At 70.3% G+C, this 24,215-nt stretch carries 22 protein-coding genes; 10 read left to right on the top strand and 12 right to left on the bottom strand.

Translation table 11 applies throughout. The annotated features are described in order from the left end of the window. Nucleotides 1-96: 96 nt before the first annotated feature. Together glpK and ACP4J3_RS34425 are read right to left on the bottom strand one after the other, a co-directional pair. Nucleotides 97-1,611: a glycerol kinase GlpK gene (gene glpK, locus ACP4J3_RS34420; protein ID WP_426540220.1), complete on the bottom strand. Its 1,515-nt coding sequence runs from the start codon at nucleotides 1,609-1,611 to the stop codon at nucleotides 97-99. A gap of 42 nt (nucleotides 1,612-1,653) precedes the next feature. Then, entirely contained in the window at nucleotides 1,654-2,421 is a 768-nt protein-coding gene (locus ACP4J3_RS34425) for an IclR family transcriptional regulator (RefSeq protein WP_426540221.1), read from the bottom strand. 155 nt (nucleotides 2,422-2,576) lie between these two features. On the opposite strand from ACP4J3_RS34425, the gene ACP4J3_RS34430 reads away from it, so the two are divergent. After that, nucleotides 2,577-3,014 carry an ATP-binding protein gene (locus tag ACP4J3_RS34430; RefSeq protein ID WP_426540222.1) on the top strand — a complete coding sequence of 146 codons (438 nt, stop codon included), beginning with the start codon at nucleotides 2,577-2,579 and terminating at the stop codon, nucleotides 3,012-3,014. A 403-nt stretch (nucleotides 3,015-3,417) separates the two neighbouring features. Here the strand turns inward: ACP4J3_RS34430 and ACP4J3_RS34435 are convergent, their stop codons facing one another. The 4 genes from ACP4J3_RS34435 to ACP4J3_RS34450 all read right to left on the bottom strand — a co-directional run bounded on the left by ACP4J3_RS34435 (nucleotide 3,418) and on the right by ACP4J3_RS34450 (nucleotide 6,397). Next, nucleotides 3,418-4,074 (bottom strand): hypothetical protein, encoded by a 657-nt coding sequence (locus tag ACP4J3_RS34435; protein ID WP_426540223.1) that lies wholly within the window; start codon nucleotides 4,072-4,074, stop codon nucleotides 3,418-3,420. Between the two features lie 250 nt (nucleotides 4,075-4,324). Further along, a complete protein-coding gene (locus tag ACP4J3_RS34440; RefSeq protein WP_426540224.1) occupies nucleotides 4,325-4,555 on the bottom strand; it encodes a hypothetical protein in 231 nt (76 codons plus the stop codon). A gap of 53 nt (nucleotides 4,556-4,608) precedes the next feature. After that, nucleotides 4,609-4,941 (bottom strand): hypothetical protein, encoded by a 333-nt coding sequence (locus ACP4J3_RS34445; RefSeq protein WP_426540225.1) that lies wholly within the window; start codon nucleotides 4,939-4,941, stop codon nucleotides 4,609-4,611. Nucleotides 4,942-5,593: 652 nt separating this feature from the next. Then, nucleotides 5,594-6,397, bottom strand: a complete 804-nt coding sequence (locus ACP4J3_RS34450) for a hypothetical protein (RefSeq protein ID WP_426540226.1) — start codon at nucleotides 6,395-6,397, stop codon at nucleotides 5,594-5,596. A gap of 163 nt (nucleotides 6,398-6,560) precedes the next feature. Between ACP4J3_RS34450 and ACP4J3_RS34455 the strand changes: the two genes are divergently transcribed. Continuing rightward, entirely contained in the window at nucleotides 6,561-7,403 is an 843-nt protein-coding gene (locus ACP4J3_RS34455; RefSeq protein ID WP_426540227.1) for a helix-turn-helix transcriptional regulator, read from the top strand. A gap of 511 nt (nucleotides 7,404-7,914) precedes the next feature. Here the strand turns inward: ACP4J3_RS34455 and ACP4J3_RS34460 are convergent. Beyond that, nucleotides 7,915-8,832: a LysR family transcriptional regulator gene (locus tag ACP4J3_RS34460; RefSeq protein WP_426540228.1), complete on the bottom strand. Its 918-nt coding sequence runs from the start codon at nucleotides 8,830-8,832 to the stop codon at nucleotides 7,915-7,917. A gap of 166 nt (nucleotides 8,833-8,998) precedes the next feature. Between ACP4J3_RS34460 and ACP4J3_RS34465 the strand changes: the two genes are divergently transcribed. Continuing rightward, the gene (locus tag ACP4J3_RS34465) at nucleotides 8,999-9,871 is read left to right on the top strand and encodes an SDR family NAD(P)-dependent oxidoreductase (protein ID WP_426540229.1); all 873 of its coding nucleotides are present in this window, start codon (nucleotides 8,999-9,001) and stop codon (nucleotides 9,869-9,871) included. 456 nt (nucleotides 9,872-10,327) lie between these two features. On the opposite strand, the gene wrbA is transcribed toward ACP4J3_RS34465, so the two are convergent. Both wrbA and ACP4J3_RS34475 read right to left on the bottom strand, forming a co-directional pair. Further along, nucleotides 10,328-10,963 (bottom strand): NAD(P)H:quinone oxidoreductase, encoded by a 636-nt coding sequence (gene wrbA, locus ACP4J3_RS34470; RefSeq protein ID WP_426540230.1) that lies wholly within the window; start codon nucleotides 10,961-10,963, stop codon nucleotides 10,328-10,330. Nucleotides 10,964-11,023: 60 nt separating this feature from the next. Next, a complete protein-coding gene (locus ACP4J3_RS34475) occupies nucleotides 11,024-12,523 on the bottom strand; it encodes an aldehyde dehydrogenase family protein (protein ID WP_426540231.1) in 1,500 nt (499 codons plus the stop codon). 142 nt (nucleotides 12,524-12,665) lie between these two features. On the opposite strand from ACP4J3_RS34475, the gene ACP4J3_RS34480 reads away from it, so the two are divergent. After that, the gene (locus tag ACP4J3_RS34480) at nucleotides 12,666-13,373 is read left to right on the top strand and encodes an IclR family transcriptional regulator (RefSeq protein ID WP_426540232.1); all 708 of its coding nucleotides are present in this window, start codon (nucleotides 12,666-12,668) and stop codon (nucleotides 13,371-13,373) included. 57 nt (nucleotides 13,374-13,430) lie between these two features. On the opposite strand, the gene ACP4J3_RS34485 is transcribed toward ACP4J3_RS34480, so the two are convergent. From ACP4J3_RS34485 to ACP4J3_RS34495, 3 genes are all read right to left on the bottom strand, one after another. Beyond that, nucleotides 13,431-15,383 (bottom strand): primary-amine oxidase, encoded by a 1,953-nt coding sequence (locus tag ACP4J3_RS34485; RefSeq protein WP_426540233.1) that lies wholly within the window; start codon nucleotides 15,381-15,383, stop codon nucleotides 13,431-13,433. Nucleotides 15,384-15,445: 62 nt separating this feature from the next. Next, the gene (locus ACP4J3_RS34490) at nucleotides 15,446-16,924 is read right to left on the bottom strand and encodes an APC family permease (RefSeq protein ID WP_426540234.1); all 1,479 of its coding nucleotides are present in this window, start codon (nucleotides 16,922-16,924) and stop codon (nucleotides 15,446-15,448) included. 181 nt (nucleotides 16,925-17,105) lie between these two features. Beyond that, nucleotides 17,106-17,885 carry an IclR family transcriptional regulator gene (locus tag ACP4J3_RS34495; RefSeq protein ID WP_426540235.1) on the bottom strand — a complete coding sequence of 260 codons (780 nt, stop codon included), beginning with the start codon at nucleotides 17,883-17,885 and terminating at the stop codon, nucleotides 17,106-17,108. Between the two features lie 115 nt (nucleotides 17,886-18,000). On the opposite strand from ACP4J3_RS34495, the gene ACP4J3_RS34500 reads away from it, so the two are divergent. The 6 genes from ACP4J3_RS34500 to ACP4J3_RS34525 are packed head-to-tail and all read left to right on the top strand — an operon-like array spanning nucleotide 18,001 to nucleotide 24,215. Continuing rightward, a complete protein-coding gene (locus tag ACP4J3_RS34500) occupies nucleotides 18,001-19,593 on the top strand; it encodes an acetolactate synthase large subunit (protein WP_426540236.1) in 1,593 nt (530 codons plus the stop codon). An 11-nt stretch (nucleotides 19,594-19,604) separates the two neighbouring features. Then, the gene (locus ACP4J3_RS34505) at nucleotides 19,605-21,125 is read left to right on the top strand and encodes an aldehyde dehydrogenase family protein (RefSeq protein WP_426540237.1); all 1,521 of its coding nucleotides are present in this window, start codon (nucleotides 19,605-19,607) and stop codon (nucleotides 21,123-21,125) included. Nucleotides 21,126-21,165: 40 nt separating this feature from the next. Next, nucleotides 21,166-21,960, top strand: coding sequence for an SDR family NAD(P)-dependent oxidoreductase (locus ACP4J3_RS34510; protein ID WP_426540238.1), 795 nt, complete (start codon nucleotides 21,166-21,168; stop codon nucleotides 21,958-21,960). 55 nt (nucleotides 21,961-22,015) lie between these two features. After that, nucleotides 22,016-23,038: a WD40/YVTN/BNR-like repeat-containing protein gene (locus ACP4J3_RS34515; protein ID WP_426540239.1), complete on the top strand. Its 1,023-nt coding sequence runs from the start codon at nucleotides 22,016-22,018 to the stop codon at nucleotides 23,036-23,038. A 2-nt stretch (nucleotides 23,039-23,040) separates the two neighbouring features. Next, nucleotides 23,041-23,568, top strand: coding sequence for a VOC family protein (locus ACP4J3_RS34520; RefSeq protein WP_426540240.1), 528 nt, complete (start codon nucleotides 23,041-23,043; stop codon nucleotides 23,566-23,568). Nucleotides 23,569-23,612: 44 nt separating this feature from the next. Continuing rightward, entirely contained in the window at nucleotides 23,613-24,215 is a 603-nt protein-coding gene (locus tag ACP4J3_RS34525; RefSeq protein WP_426540241.1) for an amino acid synthesis family protein, read from the top strand.

Consider the following 24,215-nt stretch of genomic DNA (forward strand, 5'->3'; position numbering starts at 1 on the left):
TCGCCATCGACCTGCTGATCTTCAGCCCACTCGAGCGATGGGTACTGCGCAGCCGCGGCCTGCTGGCAAGGAGCTGAACGGCAAGGGGGAGAACCGTCACGGGCGGCGCGGCGGCCGGATCCACCCCAGGGACCGCTCGACGGCCCGCTTCCAGGACTCGTACTCCCACTCCCGCCGTTCCGGGTCCATGTCCGGCAGCCACTGGCCGGCCATGTGCCAGTTGCGGCGCAGGACCTGGAGGTCGGGCCAGTAGCCGGCCGCGAGCCCGGCCGCGTAGGCCGCGCCCAGCGACACCGTCTCGTGGACGAGGGGCCGTACGACGGGGACGTCGAGGACGTCGGCGAGGATCTGCATGAGCAGATGGTCGGACGTCATGCCGCCGTCCACCTTGAGCTGCTTCAGGGCGAGCGCGGAGTCGGCGTTCATGGCGTCGACGACCTCCCGGGTCTGCCAGCCGGTGGCCTCCAGGACGGCGCGGGCCAGATGGCCCTTGGTGATGTACGAAGTGAGGCCGACGATGACGCCGCGGGCGTCGCTGCGCCAGTAGGGGGCGAACAGTCCGGAGAACGCGGGGACGATGTAGCAGCCGCCGTTGTCCTCGACGGTGCGCGCCAGCGTCTCGATCTCGGGGGCGCTGTGGATCAGGCCCAGCCGGTCCCGGAACCACTGCACCAGCGAGCCAGTGACGGCCATCGGGCCTTCCAGCGCGTAGACGGTGGGCTGGTCCCCGATCTTGTACGCGACGGTGGTGAGCAGCCCGTGCTCGGACCGTACGAGGTCGGTGCCGGTGTTCATGACGAGGAAGCTGCCGGTGCCGTAGGTGCACTTCGCCTCACCCGGTGAGAAGCAGGTCTGGCCGAACAGGGCCGCCTGCTGGTCGCCGAGGGCGGCCGTGATCGGCACGCCGGGGAGCAGGGCGCGGGCCTCGCCGTAGTGCTCGGCGGAGGAGCGGATCTCCGGGAGCATCGCGCGCGGCACGCCGAAGAAGTCCAGGAGTGCGTCGTCCCAGGTGAGCGTGCGGATGTCCATGAGCATGGTGCGGCTGGCGTTGGTGGCGTCGGTGATGTGCAGGCCGCCTTCGGTGCCGCCGGTGAGGTTCCAGATGAGCCAGCTCTCCATGGTGCCGAAGAGGACTTCGCCGTCGCGTGCGCGTCGCTCCAGGCCGTCGACATTGTCGAACAGCCAGCGGATACGGGGTGCGGAGAAGTAGGTCGACGGCTGGAGGCAGCAGTGTTCGAGGAAGAACTCGTCTCCCGGATCGCTCCGCAGTTCCTCGACGAGCGGGGCGGTGCGGGTGTCCTGCCAGACGATCGCCCGGCCGAGGGGGACGCCCGTGCGCGGGTCCCAGAGCACGGACGTCTCGCGCTGGTTGGCGATCCCGATGGCGGAGATCTGCTCGGCGTCGATGCCGGCGCTGGAGAGGGCCTCGGGTACGACGCGCTGGAGGTTGTGCCAGATCTCGACGGCGTCGTGCTCGACCCAGCCGGGGCGGGGGAAGTACTGCTGGTGCTCGCGCTGGGCGACCGCGGCCAGCCGCCCGCCGTGGTCGAACAGGATGCAGCGGGTGGAGGTGGTGCCCTGGTCGATGGACATCACATACCGTTCAACCATGATCGGCCTTGCCTTCCGATGTGTCGCGGAGGTGCCGGTGAGCTACCAGCGGGCCGCGCCCAGGTCTCTGGAGATCGCGCGTGCCGCCTCCCGCAGCACGGTGATCAGGGCCGGCAGAGGCCGGCCTTTGGTGTCGCAGATCCGTTCGACGGCGCCGGACACCCCGATCGCGCCCACCACGAGACCCCCCTGCCCGCGGATCGGCGCGGCGATCCCGGCCTCGCCCATGCTCAGCTCCTGCACTTCGGCGCCCCATCCGACCTCCCGTATCTCGCCGAGCGCCCGGTCGATCTCCTCGGGGTGGACCAAGGTGTGCCGGGTGTACGCCTCCGGTTCGGCGTCCATCACGGGGTCGACGGGTGTGGCTCCGAACGCCAGCAGGACCTTGCCGAGCGAGGAGGCGTGCAGCGGCAGCAGGGCGCCGACGTCCAGGGTCTGCAGGGTGTCGTCCGGCCGGAAGACATGGTGGATGACGAGCACCTTGCCCTCCAGGGGCGCGCCCAGGCGGACGGCCTCACCGCTGCGGGCGGCCAGGGCGTCGGCCCAGTTGATGGAGCGCGAGCGCAGTTCATTGACGTCGAGGTAGCTGGTGCCGAGGTGCAGCAGGGCCGCCCCGAGCTGGTACTTTCCCGTCGCCGGGTCCTGCTCGACGAAGTCCACGTGCTGCAGGGTGCGCAGGATTCCGTGGGCGGTGCCCTTGGCGAGCCCCAGCGACGACGCCACCTCCCCGAGGCCCAGCCGACGGGAGCCGCTGGCGAGCAGGCGCAGGATCGCCGCCGCCCGCTCTATCGACTGGACTGGGCCGGCCATGAAGCGATGGTAGTCCCGCTCGCTCCGATTCGGGACTGCCGTTCGGCAATGCCGACCACTGTTCGTTGACGTCTCACAGCTCCCCCCTTAACGTTCTGCACGTCCGTCCGGCGGCCGGCCGACCGCCGGCAGGGCTTCCCCGAGAAGGAGGAGACATGATCACAGCGCAGCTCGACGCCGCGCCGCACGGGGAAGCCGAGCACATCTTCTCGCTGCCGCACGCCCCGGGGGCGGTCTCGGCCGCACGTCGGCACATCCGCGCGATCCTCACCGACTGGAAGCTCGCCGCGGACATCGCCGAGGACGTACTGCTCGTCGTCTCGGAACTGCTCACCAACGCGATCGTCCACGCCCTGCCCCCGGCGACACTGAGGCTCTCACGGAGCCGGGCGGACCGATGCGGGGCCGTACGCGTCGAAGTGACCGACATGGGCCCCGCGACCCCGCCCGGCCTGCCCACTCCTCCCCCACTGGACCCGGACGAGCACGGCCGCGGCCTCGACATCGTCACCACCCTGTCGACCCGGTGCGGAGTACGCGTCCACTCCGAGGGGACCAGCCGCTGGGCGGAACTGCCGTTCGACCGGGCCTGAGACACTTCGCGGGCTCCCGCCGGCGAACACGGCGGCCACGAGGACCTGAGTCGCCTGTTCGCCGAGCAGTTCGGCGGTCTGCTGCGCGGCGGCGGCGGACGACGGCCGACCGGCCAGGCCTTTGGTCAGGCACGCTGTCACCGAGCTGAACATGTGCGAAGCACTCGGTACGCATGCGTCCCGCCCGGTGCTCGTGGCAGCCACGCTGCTGCGCCGCGCCGGGAACGGCGAGCGCACCAGGCGCGGCTTCCAATACAAGGCACGCCAGGTACGGTTCGCCGTGCTCCAAGCCCTGCTGGCAGGAGAACCGGCACTGGCCCGCCGCATGACGACCGGTGCCGTACCACCGCTGCTGGAGGCCGACCGGCTACGGGTGCATCTGCTGCGCCATCGTCCCGGACACCTACAGGCAGCGTGTCGTCGGCTCAGCCCTCCCCAGAGAGGAACCGCACCCCAATTGACGAGGTCGGGCTCGGCTGATGGAGACGTGTTCGGGCACTGGACGTGGGAAACGGGCGCCGAGGCTGATCCCGAACGACAGGCCGCGCTCCTGGATGCGGCGGCACCCTTCGTGCAGGCCGTTCCGTGGACGCGTCGGCGGCAGGAGCATGCAGCAGGAGGTCGCTGCCGAGATGGACTCCGACAGCCGGCTGAGCACGGAGACGTCAGAGCAGTCGCCGTCTATGCGGCGCCCGACCCCTTCCAGCGGGAATGGCGTATCACTCGCAGCTTCCCCTTCGCCCGCCGCACCTCGACCATGACTCCGGGAGCCCTCTTCGAGGGCATCGGCCCCGCCCCTGGGGATCAGGAAATGATCAGACTCATCGCCGCGCGTCTGCTCGTACCGGCCGGTGGACTCAACGACGTCATGGCCGTTGCCCGTACCGCGCAGTTGCTCTGGGACTCGGACATCGCGCAACGGCGCGCAGAACTGCACGAGATGATTACGGAATTCCAGTCGCAGGGGCTGCACGCCGACTCCATCGTCCACGAAATCGAGACCCAGATCGCCGGCATCAACGACATCGTCCGGCGCCGCAGGCAGAACCACGTCGCCCACCTGGTGCTGCTCGCCCTTACCACCGCGCAGGGAGCAGCGGCGATCAGCACGCCGCTTCTTGGAGTCGCCGCCGGTCCGACAGCAGTTGCGGGGGCCGCGCTCATCAACCGCCGGTGGCGGACTGAACCCCCGCCGGAGGACGCGGCGCCCGTCGCCGCACTGCTCGCCCAAGCGCGCGGCACTGGAGACCTGACCAGCCCACACGGTGGAGGAACTGACTCGCGACGACCTCTCCGGTTCGCCGCAGGGTTCACAGCCCGTGCCGGTCGAGGATGGTCATCGGCTTGCGCCTGCACCTCAGTTCCGCCCGCGGGGCGGCGAGATACCCGGTGAGCCGCAGGTACACCCCGAGCGCGTCGGCCGGGCGCGGCTCGCGCGGGAGGTCTGCGAGCTGCTGCCACTGCCGGTCGTCGGCGCGGCCGACAGCCTCCCGCCAGGCCGCGTCCAGGTCACCGTCGTCGAGCAGCGCGTCGATCAGCACGGGCCCGCGATGCCGGCCGCCGCGCTCCCGGCCGGCGTCCTCGCGCAGGGCGGTCAGCGCCGTCTCCCGCTCAACCTCCAGCAGTCCGCAGCCTGGGCCGCGGCGCGCGGCCGCTGGTAGGCGGCCAGGAAGCACTCGGCCCGGAACCGGCCCCGACGGACCGCCACCGTCTCAGCCGCACGACCCACCCGCGCGTAGCGAGCGCACCCGTAATCGATCAGACGGCCGTCGACATGGGCCTCGGCGGCGGTGTCCCGCAATCCGCGCTCGGCCCACGCCGGCGCCTCATCCACGCGCTCCGCAGCCTCCAGCTCCTCGGCGATGCGCAGCTGCGTGGCGCCGGACGAAACCAGGTCCTTGGCGTACAGCGCGACCAGCGCGTCCACGTCGCCCTCCGCCTGACCAGGCGCTCCATCAGATACGCCGCCGCCCAGCCGGACGGGCTGCGCCGCCGCCCCTCGGCCGCCAGGTGCCGCATACGGGCGAGCCCGGCCGGCCCCAGGACGTCGCCGTAGTCGAGCGGATCGAGGTTCGCCGCATCGTTCCCGTCGCCGAGAACCTGCCCGACGAGCCACTCGACCGGCAGCTCCGGATCCGGGCGCGCCGTCCGGCACGCCTGAATCTGCCGCTGGTCTGCCACTCGATCAGCGCCCCTCCCAGATCGCCTACTTCGCCGTCCACGCCCGCACCACCGCCACGATCGGTGAGCTCGTCCGCGTGATGGGCCCGCGCCGGTCCATCGAGGACTGCTTCGAGACCGCGAAGTCCAACTGCGGCCTGGAACACTGCGAAGTCCGCGCCTGGGACGTATGGCACCCGCCACATCACCCTGGCCATGGACGCCCTCGCCTTTCCCGCCCTCACCGCCACCCGCACCGCAGCAGGCCGACGAGCGCGACGAGCCCGAACAGGAGGCACCCCAGAGCACGTTGAGTCGCTCTGGCGCCGTACCCGCCAGGCCCCCGCCCGCCGCAGCCATCACGCCACCCGCGACCGCAGAGACCGAGATCGCGACTCACGGCTGTAGTACCTGCCGGCTCACGGGCGCGTCGCGGTCGATTCCGGTAGCGCGACCTGGCCGGTGACGAACTCGCTCCACAGGCCGATGTGCAGTTCCTCACCGGGTTTCGCGGTCGTCCGGGCGAAGCTGACCGCACCAGAGCTGGTGGGGCGGGTGGCGCCCCACGTGAGCTCGAACCGCCTGGTGCCGACGCGCTGCTCCGGCGGAGTAGCGGTGGGCGGCAGGATCTCGTCGAGGGCCCAGCGGTAGCCGAGGCGGCGGTAGGGCGCGGTGACCCGCTCCCACGTGAGTTCCAGGATCGTGTCGCTGGCCGGGATGACGACGAGGGCGCCGCGCGCGCCGTTCGGAAAGCGGGTGTTGAAGGCGTACACCTGCGCGGTGCCCGCCGGGTAGAGGTGGCTGGTTCCGCGACCGATCAGCGAGTGCCGGGGGCAGGCGCCGATCCCCTGTTCCGCTATGACGGTACGGGCACAGGTGGGAAAGACGTCCGGCCGGAAGCGGAGTGATGCGTCGAAGAGGAACACGAAGCGGCGGGCCGCGGCGGGAGGGCCGGCCGGCTCGGCGTGGCTGGCGCGGTCGAAGCGGACCCGGACGCCCTGTTCCGTGCCGCCGTCATGGGTGATCTCGGCGGCGAGGGTGTCGACATTGCGTGGGCCGGAGACATCGGGTTCGTAGGGGCGCTGGGGGCCACCGGGCGCCGGGTCGGCCTGTGGCACGCCGGACCGCCCCATGGCGTCACCCGCTGCCGGTGCGGCCAGCAGACACACTCCCGCCATCGCCGCCACCACGGCTGCGCCGACCCGGCGTGCTCGCTTGCGCATACGTCCGCCCCTCGTCGATCGTCGTCGCTCTCCATGCTCACGGAGCCGCACGCGATCTCCCGCTGCCCCGTGGTTCCTGGGGCCCGCCGTACCCAGGAACCGCCGTACCCAGGAACCGCCGACCCAGGGACCGCTGCGCCCGGGAACGACGACAATGAACGGCATGGGTGAACACAGAGCGGAACTCAGGGAGTTAGGGGATTTCCTGCGCTCACGACGGGCCAGGATCCGGCCGGAGGACGCCGGGTACGCCTCCGGATCCGGCCTGCGGCGCGTGCCCGGCCTGCGCCGGGAAGAACTCGCGCATCTCGCCGGCGTGAGCGTCGACTACTACGTGCGCCTGGAACAGGGCCGCAACCACGGTGTCTCGGACACCGTTCTCGACGCGGTGGCCGACGCCCTGCGCCTGGACCAGGACGAGCGGGCACACCTGTTCCGGCTGGCTCGGCCCCAGAAGACGGCTCCCGAGCCACAGCGGGCCGTCGATGACGCAACACCGCGCACCGGAATACAGCAGTTGCTGGACTGGATCACAGCACCCGCGCTCATCATGGGGCACCGCATGGATGTCGTGGCCTGGAACCACGCCGTGTGCACCCTCATCACCGACTTCGCCGCGCTGCCCGTCGCCGAGCGCAACCTGTGCCGGCTCCACCTCCTCAACAACGAGATCGGCCCCCGCTATCCGGACCGCGAGATGATCGCCCGCGAGGCGGTGGGCCATCTGCGCATCGCGGCGGGGCGCTTCCCCCAGGACCCGAAGCTGTGGCAGTTGGTCGGCGAACTCACCACGCACAGTGAGGAATTCCGGCGGCATTGGGAACGGCATACGGTGCGGACGAAATCGTACGGGCTCAAGCGCATCAATCACCCCGAGGCCGGACCACTCACTCTCTCGTACGAGATCACGCGCTTCCCCCAGGACACGGAACTGAGTCTCCTCGTCTACACCGCGGCCCCAGGCTCCCCCGAAGAGGAGGCGCTGCGCGTGATGGCCAAAGCGTGAATGACAGTCCCTCCGAGGGAGGCACCGGCGATACCTGTCGGCTCGGCACCCCAGGCTCTCCTGTCCCCAACACGGAGGACGACTCTACGCCCATATCGGCGGCACCCTGTCGGCCACGATGCACGGGACGGAGGCCACCGACTCCTAGAGGTCCGTCATCGCATCCCGGTGGGCCATCACCACCTGCTCACCATGCCTCAGGTCGCCGTCATCGAGATGAGCGGCGACCTGAGGCGCTGCCGCTCTGTCACGAGGCTGGCCCCCGCCAGATGGCTTCGATCGTCCCGGCGCGGCGGCAAACGCCGACCAGGAATGACCGCTGGTCGTCAGACAGCCAGTACAACCGCTCGTCCGCCGGACCACCCACGAAGACACTGGCGTTCACCATCGCCGGACCTTCGTTCGCGCACGGAGAAGCAGAACGGGGAACGGTCAAGACCGGCGGGATCCCGATTGCCTCGGTGTCGGGCGGAACAGCCAGGGCCGAAACGGCTCTCGCCCGCCCTGGACCTCAGACCTGTCGGGCCAGTTTTCGCACCATGCGGACGAAGTCGGGGACGAGCGGGTTGACGGTTTCGTCCTGGGGCCAGGCGATCGCGATGCGCAGCGGATCGATATCGGTGACGGGCCGCCAGACCAGGTCGGGGTGGGTGTAATAGGAGGCCATCGACTCCGAGCCGATGCAAACGGCGCCCGTGGTGGCGACCTGTTCGAGCATCTCCTCGACATTGTCGTTCTCCGGTCCCCAGACCGGCGCGGACCCGTCGGGGCGCGGGTTGACCGCCCACCAGTCGACCCACACCGTCGGCGCCCGGCGCGTCCACATCAAGGGCGCGTCGCGGATGTCGTGGAGGGTCACACTGTCAGACCGGGCCAGGGGATGGGTGCCGGCCATCCCCACCCACCGCGGCTCGGTCGCCACGATCTCGGTGCGCAGCCCGGTGGTGTCGGCGGGCAGCCACAGGAAGGCGACGTCCACCAGCCCCTGGCGCAGCGCGTTCGCCTCGCCGCCCCAGTCGAGGCGCTTCGGCTCGATCGTGAAGTCCGGGCGCCGCTCGGCCAGCAGCGCCCGTGCTCGCCTGCCGAGCACTCCACCCCCGGTGGCCACGAAGCCGATCCGCAGCACCTTGCAGTCGCCCGCAGCCATGGCGCGCACCGTGCGTGTGGCGTGCTGCCAGTCGGCCAACTGCCGGCGTGCGGCGCCCAGCAGCACCTCACCCGCCCTGGTGAGCCGGACCTCGGTCTTGGTCCGGGCGAACAGCTCGGCACCCAGCCGGATTTCGAGCTGCCGGATCTGGCGGCTCAGCGAGGGCTGCGACACGAACAGTTCCTTCGCGGCCCGAGTGAAGCTGAGGTGTTCGGCAACCGCGACGAAGTACCGCAGCACCCGGGTGTCGACGTCCACGCTCGCCTTCACGTCGGTGCCCATGCCTGAAGCGTATGAGAACAGGTATTGGACGTCGAAGGGCTCCGCTGGTTGCGTGGCTGAGGACGGACCGCGCCGCGGAGGTGTCCCTCCAGCGTTTCACACCGCTGCGCTCGCCTCTCGTCCCTTGCCTCGAGCCCCTCACCCATGACCGACCGGAGGAGTCCTGATGGAGCACCATGTCCCGTCCCGCCGCCGGGTCCTCACCGCCGGCGCGCTCGGCCTGACCGCAACGGCCATGCCCATGCCCGCGGCGTCCGCCGCCGGATCCGCCCCAGGCTCCGGACGGTTCGCCGGCAAGGTCGTGCTGATCACCGGCGCCACGTCGGGAATCGGTGAGGCGACCGCCCGCGCCATGGCGAGCGAGGGAGCCCGGGTGTTCTTCTGCGGCCGACGCGAGCAACTCGGCCGACGGGTCGCCGCCGACATCCGGGCCGCCGACGGCGACGCGGTCTTCCAACGCGCCGATGTGCGCCGCGAGGACGAGGTGCGAAACCTCGTCCGCGCCTGCGTCCGGCGCTACGGCAGACTCGACATCGCGGTCAACAACGCCGGCGTGGAAAGCCCCCGCGCGGCCCGGCTCCACGAGCAGTCCCTCGAGGACATGGAAAGTGTCTGGCGCACCAACGCCGGCGGGGTCTTCCTCGGCATGAAGTACGAGATCCCGCAGATGCTGACCCAGGGCGGCGGGGTCATCGTGAACACCGCGTCGATCTCGGCCGAGGTCGGCTTCGCGACCATCGCGCCGTACAACGCGAGCAAGCATGCTGTCGCCTCACTGACCAAGGTGGCGGCTCTGGAGTACGCGGCGGACGGCATCCGGGTCAACGCCTTCGCCCCGGGCGCGGTGGACACCCCGATGCTGCGGCGGGCAGCCGAGGCATTCGGTATGACCTACGAGGAGATCGCCCAGGGCTACCCGATCAAACGCATCGTCCGTGCGGAGGAGATGGCCGCCGTGGTGATGTGGCTGAGCTCGCAGGAGTCCGGTGCGGTGATCGGCTCCGACCTCGACGCGTCCGGCGGCTATCTGACCGGCTGAGCGGCCGTCCCCGTGGTGGCCGGACGTCCCGGGATCGGCGGCGGTGGCCACTGTCGACTCAACGCGGCCCGCAACCAGGTCGCGATCACCCAGGCCCGCCACCCCGGCGCGCGCACCTGCCTCCAGCGGCACAGAGAGCGCCAGCGCCGACGATACTCACCAGGAACGATGTTTCCGCCGGTGGTGGACGCACAGCGAACCGCTCCGGGATCGGTGGAGGCTCTATGCGTTGACTCCAGCCGCCGGTCATGCAACGCAGTTGAATTGCTACGCACTTCGGCGACACCCGCCCGTCACCGCACGCATCACGCGGAGACCTTCATGACCGAACCCCATGTCCCTGCCCAGCCGCGAACACCGCGGGCAGCACGACCGCCGCGCCGAGCGGCGACATCCGGCCGTGACCGATGGCGGTGGCCGCCCGCCCGGGAACGCGCCCTCCTCGGGCCCGCCCGCTCAACCCTGTGCGGCGGACGCCGGCGTCCTCTCCGCCGTGAGCAGTGTCGCGAACCGCGCCAGCCGGGCTCCCTGGAAGCGAGCGCAGTCCAGTGTGACCTCGTCCGGGGGCGTCGAGGGGAATCCGGCGGGCCATGACGTGCCGTACGGGTTTCCACCGGCCGCGTAGACGATGTCGTCCGTGTAGCCGAGGGGCACGATGATCGCGCCCCAGTGGTAGAAGACGTTGGTCAGCGACAGGATCGTCGACTCCTGCCCGCCGTGCTGCTCGGCCGAGGAGACGAAGGTCGTCACCGGCTTGTCCGACAGCTTGCCCTCCTGCCAGAGGCTTCCGGCGGTGTCGATGAACTGTTTGAGCTGCGCGGCCGGAGCGCCGTAACGGGTCGGTGTGCCGAAGGCGTATCCGTCGGCCCACTCCAGATCGGCGAGTTCGGCCACCTCGACGGTCGATTCCGCCCCCTGGTGATGCCGGGCCCACTCGGGATTCGCGGCCATCGCCTCGTCGGGGGCGAGTTCGGCGACCCTGCGCAGCCGTACCTCGGCGCCTGCGGACTCGGCCCCTTCGCTCACCGCCTGCGCGAGCCGATGCACGGATCCGGTGGCGCTGTAGTAGACGACCAACACATGTGCTGACATGGAAAACCCCTCCCAGAGGTGTGATGCTCGATCACGACGAAGGCGCCCGGCGGCGCCTGTTCACGTGGCCGGTGGGTACGACAGGACGGCGGTGACCGTCTTCTCCTCGGTGTTCGCCTCGATACCGGCCCAGCCCAGTTCCCGTCCCTGGCCGCTGAGCTTGGAACCGCCCCACGGCAGGCGGGGGTCGAGTGGCGCCCAGCCGTTGATCGCGACCGCGCCGGCCTTCACCCGGCGCGCGAGGGCATGTGCCCTGCTGACGTCGGAGGTCCACAACGTGGCGGCCAGCGCATAGTCGCTGTCGTTGGCCGTCGCTATCGCGTCGGACTCCGCGTCGAACGGGATGATGGCGCCCACGGGTCCGAAGATCTCCCGCCGGGCGATCGTCATGGTGTTGTCGACCTCGGCGAACAACGTCGGTTCGACGAAGAACCCTTTGCCGTCCGGTCGGCCGCCCCCGGTGATCAGGCGGGCGCCGTCGTCGACTCCTGCCGCGATGTAACCGCAGACGCGCTCCAACTGCCGTGCGTTGATCAGCGCGCCCATCGTGGTGCCCTCGTCGAACGGGTCGCCGACCTTGATGTCACGGGCACGCGCCACCAGCCGTTCGACGAACTCGTCGTACACGGAACGGGCGACCAGGATGCGGCTGCCCGCGGCGCACACCTCTCCCTGGTTCGCGAAGATGCCGACCGTCACTCCCTGCGCCGCCTCGGCCAGATCCGCGTCTCCGAAGACGATCTGGGGGCTCTTGCCGCCGAGTTCCAGAGTCGTGCGCCGAAAGCCCTTCGCGGCCGCCACCGCCACCTTGTATCCCGTCTCGGGGCTTCCGGTGAACGAGATCTTGTCCACGCCCGGGTGATCGATGAGCGCCTGGCCCGTCACGGCTCCGAGTCCGGGAAGCACGCTGAACGCCCCGGCCGGGAATCCGGCTTCCTCGACCAGCGACGCGAGCAGGAGGGAGGTGAGGGGCGCGTCCTCCGGAGGCTTCAGGACGACGGCACAGCCCGCGGCGAGCGCCGGCGCGACCTTCCACGCCCCGATCATGGTCGGCGAGTTCCAGGGCGTGATGGCCGCGACGACTCCGACCGGCTCGCGCACGGTGTAGCTGTGCATGGACCGGCCCATGTACGGGGACGTCGGTACGGAGCGGCCCTCCACCTTGTCGGCCCAGCCGGCGAAGTACCGGAAGGCCTGGATCGTCTGGGGCAGGTCGATGGCCCGCGGCTCGAAGCCCGGTTTGCCGATGTCCAGCGACTCCAGCGTCGCGAACTCCTCGCTCCGCGCCTCGATCCGTTCGGCCAGGCGGTGCAGCAGCCGCGCTCTGGCGCTTCCGTCCGTCCTTCCCCACGCCCCCTCGTCCAGAGCGGACCGAGCGTGGGATACGGCCGTGTCCACTTCCCGGCCCCCGGCCGCGGCCACGGTCGTGAGCCGTCGTTCGGTCACCGGGTCGATCACGTCGAAGGTATCGATGCTCTGGCTGCTGTCCCATCGTCCGGCGAAGTAGGGCTCCGTCGGAACCGTGCTGACCAGATGTTCGGCTTCTGTACGTGTGAGCATAGTACGATTACCGTTCTATGTGGACGATATTCGAAACCATAGGGATGAGGGTGACGCCGGGTCAAGGGGGCGGCGTCATACGGCGTTCCGAACCGCCGTGACATGATGTGCGGCACTGAAAGGCAGGAGGCGAGAGAAGATCGTGGCGGCGACCGGCGGGGAAACGTCCCTGACTCTTGACCGCGGGCTGACGGTGTTGTCATTGCTCGCACGAAACGCCGACGGTCTCACGGCGGCAGAGCTCGCCGAGCACCTGAGCATCGCTCGGGCGGCCGTCTACCGTCTTCTGCGCACCCTGGAGGCCCATAGTCTCGTCGCCCGTATCGGCACGAGGTACATCCTCGGGTTCGGCGTGGCCGAACTGGCCGGGCAGCTCAAACCGCGACTGCAGGCCACCGTCCTGCCGATCCTGCGACGGCTCAGCGAGCAGACCAACAGCACGGCGCTGCTGAGCGTGGCCGACGGCGACCAGGCCCTGATCCTGCTGACGGCGGAACCGCCGAACTCCACCATGCACCTCGCCATGCGGGAAGGCGCCCGACACGCCCTGACCATCGGCGCGGACGGAATCGCCATCCTCGCCGGCAGGCCGGAGAGCGACGAGGACAGCTCCGACGTCCGCGAGGCACGTCGGCGCGGCTACGCCGTCAGCGTGGGTTCGATCCAGGAAGGCGCGATCGGCATCGCCGCCCCCATCCGGGTGTCGGACTGGTCGACCGCGAGCCTGGGAGTGGTGCAACTCGGTCTCAAGCTCGTCGACGAACAGGTTCCCCATCTGGTGACGGAGGCCGCCGCGACGGCCGCGACACAGCTGGTCGGGGCGGCCGGCCCGGAAGCGGTCGAGCGATAACGCCCGGCTGTCCCACCGGTGTGCCGGCCCGGCGAGACAGCCGCAGGCCGGCGCGGGTCACTCGTCGGCCCGGTCACCCTGCTGCGGTACGGCGTGACAGTGCGTCGCGCCGTGCCCCGGTGGGGGTGGTACGTCCAACGAGGGGTTGCGGTCGAAGAATCCGACCGGCTTCAGCGCGAACCCGACGTACTCGCACGGCATGATGGGCCAGTCCTCCGGCCGTGGCAGATGCGAGGTGCCGAAGGTGTGCCAGAGCACCACGTCCGTGTCGGCCAGATCGCGCTCCTGCTCGATCCACCGGCCGATCCCGTCCCCGGGGTGCTGGTTCGGGTAGTCGCCGGCCGCGTGCAGTTCGTCCGGGCTGTACCGGGTCACCCACAGATGCGCCCGCGCGAACTCCGCGCGCCGTGCCAGATCGCTCTCGGGAGCGGCGAGCAGGGTCGGGCCGACGAACGGCACCAGCTTGTAGGCGACGGGCTCGTCGAAGCGGTTGCGCACCCCGGGATTGGTGATCTTCCAGGTGCGGGCGGTGAGCGGGGCGCACATCCTGCGGCCGTCACGTTCGTTGGTGATCTCCGTGCCGCGGGCGACGATCGCGTTTCCGTACGGGTTGTCCGGCCCCATCGGGAGCCCCACCGCGTCGACCTCCACCACCGTGTTGCGCGGTCCGTCGACTTCCATGTCCAGCCGCATGTTGAACAGGTGCTGGTGGTTGGGAGCGTCCAACTGCGGCGCCACGAGCGTTCCGTATTCGGGTTTGTCTCCCGGAGCCACGGCGCGCGTCTGGACGATACCGGTCAGCTTGGCTTCGAACTGGATCGTCCCGTCGAGGTAGAAGTACCAGAAGAAGCCGTACTCGTAGTTGCCGATCGTGTGGATCGACGACACGACCAGACGCCGGGAACGCCGGGCCTCGGCCTGCTCGACGTAGCGGAAGTCCCAGTGCTTCCAGAGGATTCCGTAGTCCTCCTCATGCAGGCAGATGGCGTTGGTGATGGTGTGCGGGGTGCCCGACTCGTCGGAGAGCACCGCGTCGAGGTACCGGATCTCCCCGAGGCAGTCGCATCCGAGACTGAGCGAACCGACCGTCTTGCCCAGGCTGTACTCGCCCGCGTCGAAGACGTTCCGGAAGTAGAAGTCGTCGCTGGTGTCGCCGTAGGGCACCACCATCTCGCTGATACCGGCCCGGTGCACGATCGAGCGCCGGCGCCCGCCGTCCTGGTAGGAGACATCGCTGATGACGAGGCCCTCCACCACGTCGATATGGGCGTGCAGTCGCCAGCGCTGCCACTCGATCACATGGCCGGACACCGTGAAGGAGGGTCCTTCGGGCTGGGTGATCTCGATGGGGCGCAGGTCGTCGCGCAACGGTCCGACGCTGTCCGGGTCGTAGTTCCCGCTCTCCGGCGGAAGCGGCAGCGGATCGCCCGCCAGAATGGCCGCCACCGAACGGGTGTCGCAGTCGATGACGAAGACGAGGTTCCCGACGGGCCTGGCGTAGCCGTTGTCCGCGGTGAAGTGCCGGACGTACGCACTCGCGCGGATCACGCGTCGTCGCGCGTCCACGCCCTCGATCGGCAGAGTGCCGGTCGACCAGGGGTCGAACTGCACCTGCGAGAGATCGTCGACACCGTGCCGTGCCAGTGCCGCCACCGCGGCCGGGTCGTTCTTGATGATCTCGTCGAGCGCCATCAACTCGTCGATCATGATCGGCGGTTGCATGCCGGGAAGATGCTCCCAGGAGACCATGCTGGAGTCGGTGAGATCGACCCGCGCCTCGAACATGGCACTGGCCTCGGGGTCGTAGACGACGAGGAACGCCACGCGGGGGATCGGGCGCGAGGGATCGAACTCCCGCACCAGCTCCTTGTCCGGCAGATCCAGACGTATCAGCGGGAACTTGATCGCCTTTCGCTGTGCCTGACCGGCACGCACCACGCCGACGGCCTGCTCCATCTCCTCGGCGCTCAGCGGATCGTACGGGTGCGGTGCGGCGGTGGTCACTGCCATTCCTCCTGAGGGGTGCGGGGAGTGTGTCGGAAGGTGTGCGGGACAGGGAGGTTCCGGTGACGTCACGGGGTTGCCTCCGAAACGGCGCGCCGGCTCTCGGGCTGCACGCTGCTGCCGGGTGTCCCTCCTCCTCGTACGACGAACGACGACCACGCCACGCCGAGGGCCACCCACAGCAGCAGGGCCCAGGGGACGGTGTCGAGGGGGCTCTCCGCCTGATAGACGGCGCCGAACACCGCGCCGGCCGCGACCAGGGCCCCGACACTGCCTGCGACGAGGAGTTTGGCGTGGCTGACATGCGGCCACAGGCCCTTCACGCCGAGGGCGGCGACGATGAGATACATCAGCGCGAGGCCCGTTCCCCCGAAACCGGCCATCCAGCCGAACGCCGGCGACCACTGCGGCTGCAGGACACCGGGCTGACCGGTCTGGCGCGAGAAGATGCCGTCGCCCACGCGCACGGCGATGATGGCGACGCACGCGAACACGCCCAACAGGGCGCAGCCCCATACGGGGGTGCGGAACCGTCGGTGCAACTCCGCCAGTTTCGAGGGCAGTCGACCGTTGCGGGCCATCGAGAGCATCCCCCGGCTGGACGCGACGCCGACGCCGATTGCCACCGCCAGGACGTCGAAGATGATCAGGATTCCCATGAAGGTCCCGAAGCCGTCGGACCCGTACTCCTTGCCGGAGGCGAGGGCCTCCAGCGGGAAGACACTGCTCTTCCACGCCTGCGCGTCGAGGCCGAAGCCCAGGTCCTGCGCGTAGGCGACGATCAGGTAGTAGACCCCGACGATGCTGATCGACCACATGACCGCCCGGGGCACGTGTCGCTTGGGGTCCTCGGTCTCCTCGGCCAGGTTGGCCGCCGACTCGAACCCGATGAACATGTTGATGCCGTACAGGACGCCGTAGAGCAGGTCCAGGCGCCCCACGGAGAACGGGTTGAAGGGTTCGGCGGACAGGCCTTCACCGCTGCTGCCCACCCGGTAGACGATGACCAGGGAGAAGACGAGAACGACGACCATGGTGACCAGGGCGAGGACGAGCTGCGTGCGGATGGACACCTGTACGCCGACCACGAGAAGGACGACGACGAGCACGGCGTACCCCAGGGACAGGGGCCACCACGGTACGTCCAGGGACAGGGAGTTGAGCAGCCACGTCCGGGTGAGCCCGCCGAGGACGAGGAAGGTTCCCGCTCCCAGCACCATCATGGCTCCGTAGTAGAGCCACCCGGCGATCACACCGATGCGTGGGCCGGCGCTGTCGCTCACATACTCGTAGAGCGACCCGCACAGATGGATCCGTTTCGCGTACTGGGCTATGACCCACCCCACTCCGCAGACACCGATTCCCGCGATGGCGATCGCGATGGGAGTGGCGGCGCCGGCACCGCGCCCCGTGGCCGACAGGCCCACGACCAGGGGCAGGAGGGCCGCGACCGAGAACACCGGTCCCATGAAGCCGATGGATTGAGTGAGGACGCCGATCAGGGACAGGCGGCCGTGGGCCAGGGTGGTGCGATCAGGGTTTGTCATCCCGATCAGCCTCCAGTTCACCGCTGTGCGATATTCGTACATGGTGTACGTTTGTTGAGAGCACATCGTGTGGTGGCTCGTGGTGGGTGTCAAGGCCCGGCGGACACAAATGCGGCCGCCCCCGCCGAAGTCCTTCGGCGGGGGCGGCGGTTGACCAGGGAGGACCGCGGGGTGGGCGGCCCTATCCCGTACCCAGCAGGAACGCTCGGGCCGCTCGGGCGGCGGAGACCACTTCCGAGGTGGCCTCGTCGACCCGGTCCTGCCGGTGCGAGACGAACATGACGCAGGCGTCCAGTACGTCTCCGTCGCGGGCCAGCGGAGCAGCGACCGCATGGGCGCCCGGTTCCACCGCACCGTGGCTGGTGACCCATCCCCGGCGGCGCGCTTCACGCACGGCCTCCGAGTCGTCGTCGGCGGGCGCCCGCCCGGCCCGGATCGCACACGGGGCGGCCCCGCGGTCCAGTGGCTGGCGGGAGCCCTTGCGATAGGCGAGGTGGTAGTCGGCGTCCTGGGGAACCGCCGTGGCCACGGCGACGACACAGTCCGGTTCCGGGAAGAACAGGATCGCCGTGCCGCCGTACCGGTCCGCGAGCTGTTGCAGCAGTGGCTGGATGAACTCCGCGAGGGTGGGCCGCGAAGTGCCCGCGAGCGTGTGCAGTTCTCCCCCGGGCACGTACGCGCCGTCCGCGCTCTTCGCCAGGAACCCCTCCGCGGCCAGCGTGCCCGCGAGGCGGTGCACGACGGTCCGGTGCAGCCCCGTCCGGGAAGCGATCTCGGCGACCGTCAGACCGCGGGGCTGGTGAGCGACGGCCCGCAGGACGGACAGACCCCGGACGAGCGTCTGCGATGGCGGCTGACTGGGGCGCTTCACCTTCTCCTCGCGTCCGTCTCCCGCGCCGCTCTCCGTGCCGTTCGCGGCCTCTGCCCGCACGCCGCCTACCACCTTCCGGGTTCCGCTCACACGTTCAGCGTATGGCACGGGCCTGTTGGACCCGGGGCTTGACGCCGGAGCCGCCCCACGCCAATGCTGTGCACTATACGCACGGATGGTGCGCATACTGCACGGAGGGATGTCCATGACCCACGCCACCACCGTCTGGCAGGCGAACCGGTCCGGCGGCCTGACCGGGGCCGAGGCCCTGATCGAGACCTCGCTCGCCGCCGGAGTGGACGTCTGCTTCGCCAATCCGGGGACCACGGAGATGCCCCTGGTCGCCGCGTTGGACTCGGTTCCCGGCACCCGCGCGGTGCTCGGGCTCTTCGAGGGCGTGTGCACCGGCGCGGCCGACGGCTACGCCCGGATCGCCGGCCGACCGGCGATGACGCTGCTCCATCTGGGGCCCGGATTCGCAGGCGGGATCGCCAACCTGCACAACGCGAGGCGGGCCCACTCCCCCGTCTTCAACGTCGTCGGAGATCACGCCAGTTGGCATCTCGCCTTCGACGCTCCCCTGACCTCGGACATCCTCTCCCTCGCGAGCCCTGTCTCCGGCTGGGTCGGCACCGCCGCCTCCGGTGCGGGTCTGGCCCAGCTCACCGCCCGCGCCATCGCGGCCGCCACCGCCGCGGCAGGCTGCGGGGCCACGCTCATCGCCCCGGCCGACTTCCAGCAGGAGGTGCTCACGGCACCGGTGGACGTCGAGCTGTCCCCGACCCGCAGGAGGCCGGAAGCGGCGGCGGACGTCATCGACGCGATCGCCAAGCGGCTGCGGGCCGGCGAGCGGGCCGTCCTCCTGCTGGGCGGTGCGGCCCTCGACGAGCGCGGCCAGCGGGCGGCGGCCCGGATCGCCGCCGCCACCGGCGCCGCCCTGTACAGCGAGACCTTCCCGGCCGCCGCCGAGCGCGGTGGCGGCCTGCCCGGCCTGGACCGGCTCCCGTATTTCCCGGAGAAGGCGATCGAGGCCCTCGCCGGGGCCCGACTGGTCGTGCTGGCCGGTGCGTCGGAGCCGGTGTCGTACTTCGGCTACGAAGGGGTTCCCAGTCTGCTGGCTCCCTCCGGCACCGTGGAGGTGCTGAGCACCCCGGAGGAGGACGGCACACGCGCGCTGGAAGTCCTCGCGGACGCGCTCGGTGCTCCGGATCCGGCTCCACGGCCGCCCCGGCCGGACGACGAAGGGTTCCCGGACGGAGCGCTCACACCACACTCGGTCGGCCGGATCGTGTCGATGCTGCTGCCCGAACGGGCCGTCGTCTCGGTCGAGGGCGGCACCTGCGGCTACCCCTTCTTCACCGCGTCGTCGCGCGCCGCACGCCACACCGCACTGACCAACACCGGCGGGGCCATCGGCCAGGGCCTGCCCGCCGCCGTCGGCGCCGCGATCGCCGCACCCGGCCGCAAGGTCGTCGCCCTGCAGTCCGACGGAAGCGCGCAGTACACCATCCAGTCGCTGTGGACGATGGCCCGGGAGCAGCTGCCCGTCGTCACCCTCATCGCCTCCAACCGCGCCTACAACGTGCTGCGTACCGAACTCGGCCGGCACGGACAGAGCCGGCCGGGCCCCAGCGCGACGGCGCTCACCAGCCTGGACGGACCGGCCTTCGACTGGCCCGCGCTGGCCCGTGGCTACGGCGTGCCCGGCACCCGGGTGGAGACGGGCGAGGCGCTTCGGCGCGAACTCGGCCGCGCGCTCGCCGCCGACGGCCCTCAGCTCATCGAGATGGCCCTGTGAGAGGAGCCACCATGCACAGCGCAGCAGGCCCGGTCACCGGCACGCCGGAGGCGGTGAGCCGTTTTCTGGCCGAACCGCGGACCATGCTCATCGGCGGCCACTGGGCCGGGGCCCTGTCCGGCCGCTCGTATCCGAGCGTCGACCCCGCCACCGGTACCGTGCTCACCACCGTTGCCGACGGCGACGCCGCCGACGTCGACCGGGCCGTCCAAGCGGCGCGCCGCGCCTTCGACGACCCCGGTTGGCGTCGGATGAGCCCCATGGATCGGGGCGCGCTGCTGAACCGTGTCGCCGACGTCGTCGAGGCGCACGCCGAGGAGCTGGCCCTGCTGGAGTCACGCGACAACGGCAAGCCGGTCTCGGTGGCGCGGGCCGTGGACGTGGGCACCAGCGTGAAGCTGTTGCGCTACTTCGCGGGCTGGCCGAGCAAGCTGGAAGGCAGCACGATCCCCGTCTCGCCGCGCGGCGGGCTGCGGGTGCTGAACTACACCACGCGGCAGCCGGTGGGCGTGGCCGGTCTGATCGTGCCGTGGAACTTCCCCGTGTCCATGGCCTGTTGGAAGCTCGCACCCGCGCTGGCCACCGGCTGCACGGCCGTCCTCAAGCCGGCCGAGGAGACCCCGCTGTCCACGCTGCGGCTCGCCGAGCTGCTCCAGGAGGCGGGGGTGCCGGACGGCGTCGTCAATGTCGTCACCGGGCGCGGTGCCGCGGCGGGTGCCGCCCTCGCCGCGCACGACGGAGTCGACAAGGTCGCTTTCACCGGATCCACCGAGACCGGCCGCGCCGTCGTCCGGGCCGCCGCCGGCAACCTGAAGAAGGTCTCCCTCGAACTCGGCGGCAAGTCCCCGAACATCGTGCTTCCGGACGCCGATCCGCAGGCCGTCGCCGAGGCCGCCGCCCAGGCCGTCTTCTTCAACCAGGGCCAGGTCTGCACGGCCGGCTCGCGGTTGTACGTGCACCGCAAGATCTTCGACGAGGTGCTGGACGCGGTGGCGGAGCGCGCCAGGAGGATCGTCGTCGGGCCCGGCAGCGACCCGGCCACCGAGATGGGGCCGCTGGTGTCCGCGAGACACCACGAGCGGGTCGCCGGGTTCATCGCCGCCGGCCGGGAGCAGGGTGCCCGGCTGGCCGCCGGTGGCGGGCGGCCGGACCTCGACGCGCCGTACGACGGCGGCTACTTCGTCGAACCGACCGTGTTCGCGGCGCCCGACGACAACCTGAGCATCGTCCGGGAGGAGATCTTCGGTCCCGTGCTGGCGGCGATGCGATGGGACGACGTGGACGATCTCGTCGAGCGGGCCAACGACTCGCCGTTCGGGCTCTCGGCCGGCATCTGGACCTCCGACCTGGGTCACGCCCACCGCATCGCCGACGAACTGCAGGCGGGCACGGTGTGGATCAACTGTTACAACCTCACGGATCCCGCGTCGCCCTTCGGCGGATTCAAGCAGTCCGGCTGGGGCCGGGAGATGGGCCGGACCGTGCTCGACCTCTACACCGAGGTCAAGAGCGTCTGGGTCAACCTCGGCTGACACCCGGGCCCTTTCCCGAACCCCCCTGTTGGAGACACGCATGGACCTGGAAATGGGCGGCAGGACCGCCATCGTCACCGGCGGCAGCCTGGGCATCGGCCGGGCCACCGCCCGCGCTCTCGCCGCCGAGGGGGCGACCGTCGCCATCACCGCGCGCCGGCTGCCCCTGCTGGAACGCACCGCGAAGGAACTGGAAGCCGAGACCGGCGGCCGGGTCGTCCCGTACGCCTCGGACACCGACGACACCGAGTCCGTACGCGCCATGGTGCGGCGCGCGGCGGACGAACTGGGGCGGATCGACATCCTCGTCAACGGCGCGGCAGCCCCTTCCGGGCTGGTCCGCAACACGGTCGAGGAAGCCGACCCCGAACTGCTGCTCGCCGACATCAACACCAAGGTCGTCGGCTACTTCCGCTGTGCGCAGGCCGTCACGCCGCACATGAAGGCGGGCGGCTACGGTCGCATCATCAACATCGGTGGGCTGACCGGCCGCTCCAGCCACGCGCTCTCCGGCATGCGCAACCTGGCGATCGTCCATCTGACGAAGGCCCTCTCCGACCAGCTCGGCCCGTCCGGCATCACCGTCAACACCCTGCACCCCGGCGTGGTGGAGACCGAGCACATCCACGAGCTGTACGAGAAGGAGGCCGCCAAGCGCGGCGTCACGGCGGCCGATGTCGAGGCGGACTTCGTCGCCCGTACTCCGATCCGCCGGGTTCTGGAGGCGGCAGAGATCGCCCAGGCCGTGTGCTTCCTCGCCTCCCCCCGGGCCGCCGCGATCACCGGCGAGTCGCTGGGCATCGACGGCGGTCTCACGCGCGGCATCTTCCTCTAGCTCACGGCCGCCTCCTCACCCTTTTCGTTCCGATGCTCCGAAAGGAAGCCACGACATGGAAGGCACCATCCTGGTCGCCACCGCGGGCCAGGGCGTTCTGCGCTCCTGCGACGACGGCGCCACCTGGTCCCGGCTCGGGCTCGGGCAGGCCCTGGAGTTCGACGCCGTCGTCCGCTGCCTGGCCGTACACCCCGAACAGCCGGACGTCGTCTTCGCCGGTGCCGACGCCGGACTCGTGCGCAGCACCGACGCCGGCGCCACCTGGCACCGCATCGACTCGCCCATGAACGACCGGACCATCTGGTCGCTGGCGATCGACCCCACCCACCCGGACACCATGCTCGCCGGAACCGGCGCTCCCGCCCGGGCCGCCGTGTTCCGCACCACCGACGGCGGGACAACCTGGGAGCAACTGCCCCCGCAGATCCCGGAATTCTGCGCGGGCGTCAACCGTCCCAGGATCCTGACCTGCGTCGTCGACCGCTACGAACCCAAGAACATGTGGTTCGGCATCGAAGAGGGCGGCCTGTGGCACAGCAGCGACCGGGGCGACACCTGGGAACGGATCGACGGCACACCCGCCACCCTGCCCCAGGGCGTCACCAACTCCGACATCCACTGTGTGCTCGTCCTTCAGGGCCCGCCGAAGACGATCGTCGTCGCCGTCGTCAACGCCCTCTTCGTCAGCCAGGACGACGGTGAGACCTGGACCCGTACCGACTCCCGCAAGACGTTCGGCATCTACTACACCCGGCTGGTCAAGCAGCTCCCCGGCAGCAACGACCTGCTGCTCGGCATCGGCGACGGCACCCCCGGCACCACCACCAGGATCCTGCGCTCGGAAGACCTGGGGCACAGCTGGCAGGACACCGCCCTGGACACGCCCGCCAACTCGACCGTCTGGGCCTTCGGCACTCACGCCGCCGACCCGGAACTGGTCTTCGCGGGTACGAAGTACGGCCATCTCCTGCGCTCCACCGACGCCGGACGCACCTGGCGCAAGGAGTGGCGCGAGTTCAGCGAGATCACCGATGTCACCTGGACCCCCGCCGTCGCACCCGCCGCGGAAGGACACTGATCATGGAGCCCGACGAGCGCGTACTCGCCCGGCACGAGGAGCCCACGCCGATCCCCGCCGATCCGCGGGACAGCATGAAGCCGCGGGTACGCCGGACCCATCTGTCGCTGTTCGTCCGCGACCCCGAGGCCTCCGCCAAGTGGTACGAGGACGTCCTCGGCATGGAGGTCACCGCACGCGGGCCGCAATGGGTGTTCCTGTCCTTCGGCAGGAAGCACCACGACATCGCCCTGATCCGCGCCGAGGAGGGAGCCGCCCCGGGAGGCGTCGGCCTGCAGCACTACGGGCTGGAGGTGGAGGGCGACCTCGACGAGTGGCGGCGGCTGTACGGGATGCTCCTGGCCAAGGACGTGCCCGTGGTCAAGACCACCGATCACAAGATCGGCTTCGGTCTCTACTTCACGGATCCGGACGGCAACCGCTTCGAGTTCTTCCACGAGACGGTCACCGACGACGAGGAGGGCAAGCGCATCCTCGGTCTGTACGGCGCCCCCAGCGAACCGGTGGAGATCGAACCGCTGCGCGGTTAGCCCCTGCCCCCCCCAACCCCCTGCTTCCAACCGAGGAAACGCCCATGCCCCAGCCCAACTTCGCCGGCTACCACATCCGCAAGTGGTTCACCCAGACCGAGGACACCCTCGCCAACGAGACCGGTGTCCTCGCGGACGGCGAGCCCGTACGCAAGATCGTCATCGCGGCGGCGGTCCACAACCCCTACGCCGGACGGTTCAGCCACGACCTCGACGACATCGTCACCGACTCGCCGAAGCTGGGTGAGGAGTTCGGGCGGCGGGTCCGGGAGGCGGCCGGCGGCCTCGCGATCCAGAGCTACGGAAAGGCGTGTCTGGTCGGCACGGCCGGCGAGTACGAGCACGGCAACGCCTTCCTCACCGCGGTCTTCGCGGACCCGGTGCGCGAGGCGGTCGGCGGCGGCAAGGCGTGGGTACCCTCGACGGGCAAGCGGGGCGCACCCGGCACAGCCCTCGACGTTCCCCTGGCCCACAAGGACGCTCTCTACGTCCGCTCGCACTACGACACCATCACGACGAGCTTCTCCGACGCCCCGAACCCGGACGAGGTCGTGGTGGTGTTCGCGTTCGCCACGCGCGGCCGGCTGCACGCCCGGCTGGGCGGTATCAACGCCGACGAGGTCCAGGGCGAGGACGGGCTGCACTGA

This window comes from Streptomyces sp. UG1, assembly GCF_049974585.1.
In the GTDB taxonomy this organism is placed as follows: Bacteria; Actinomycetota; Actinomycetes; order Streptomycetales; family Streptomycetaceae; genus Streptomyces.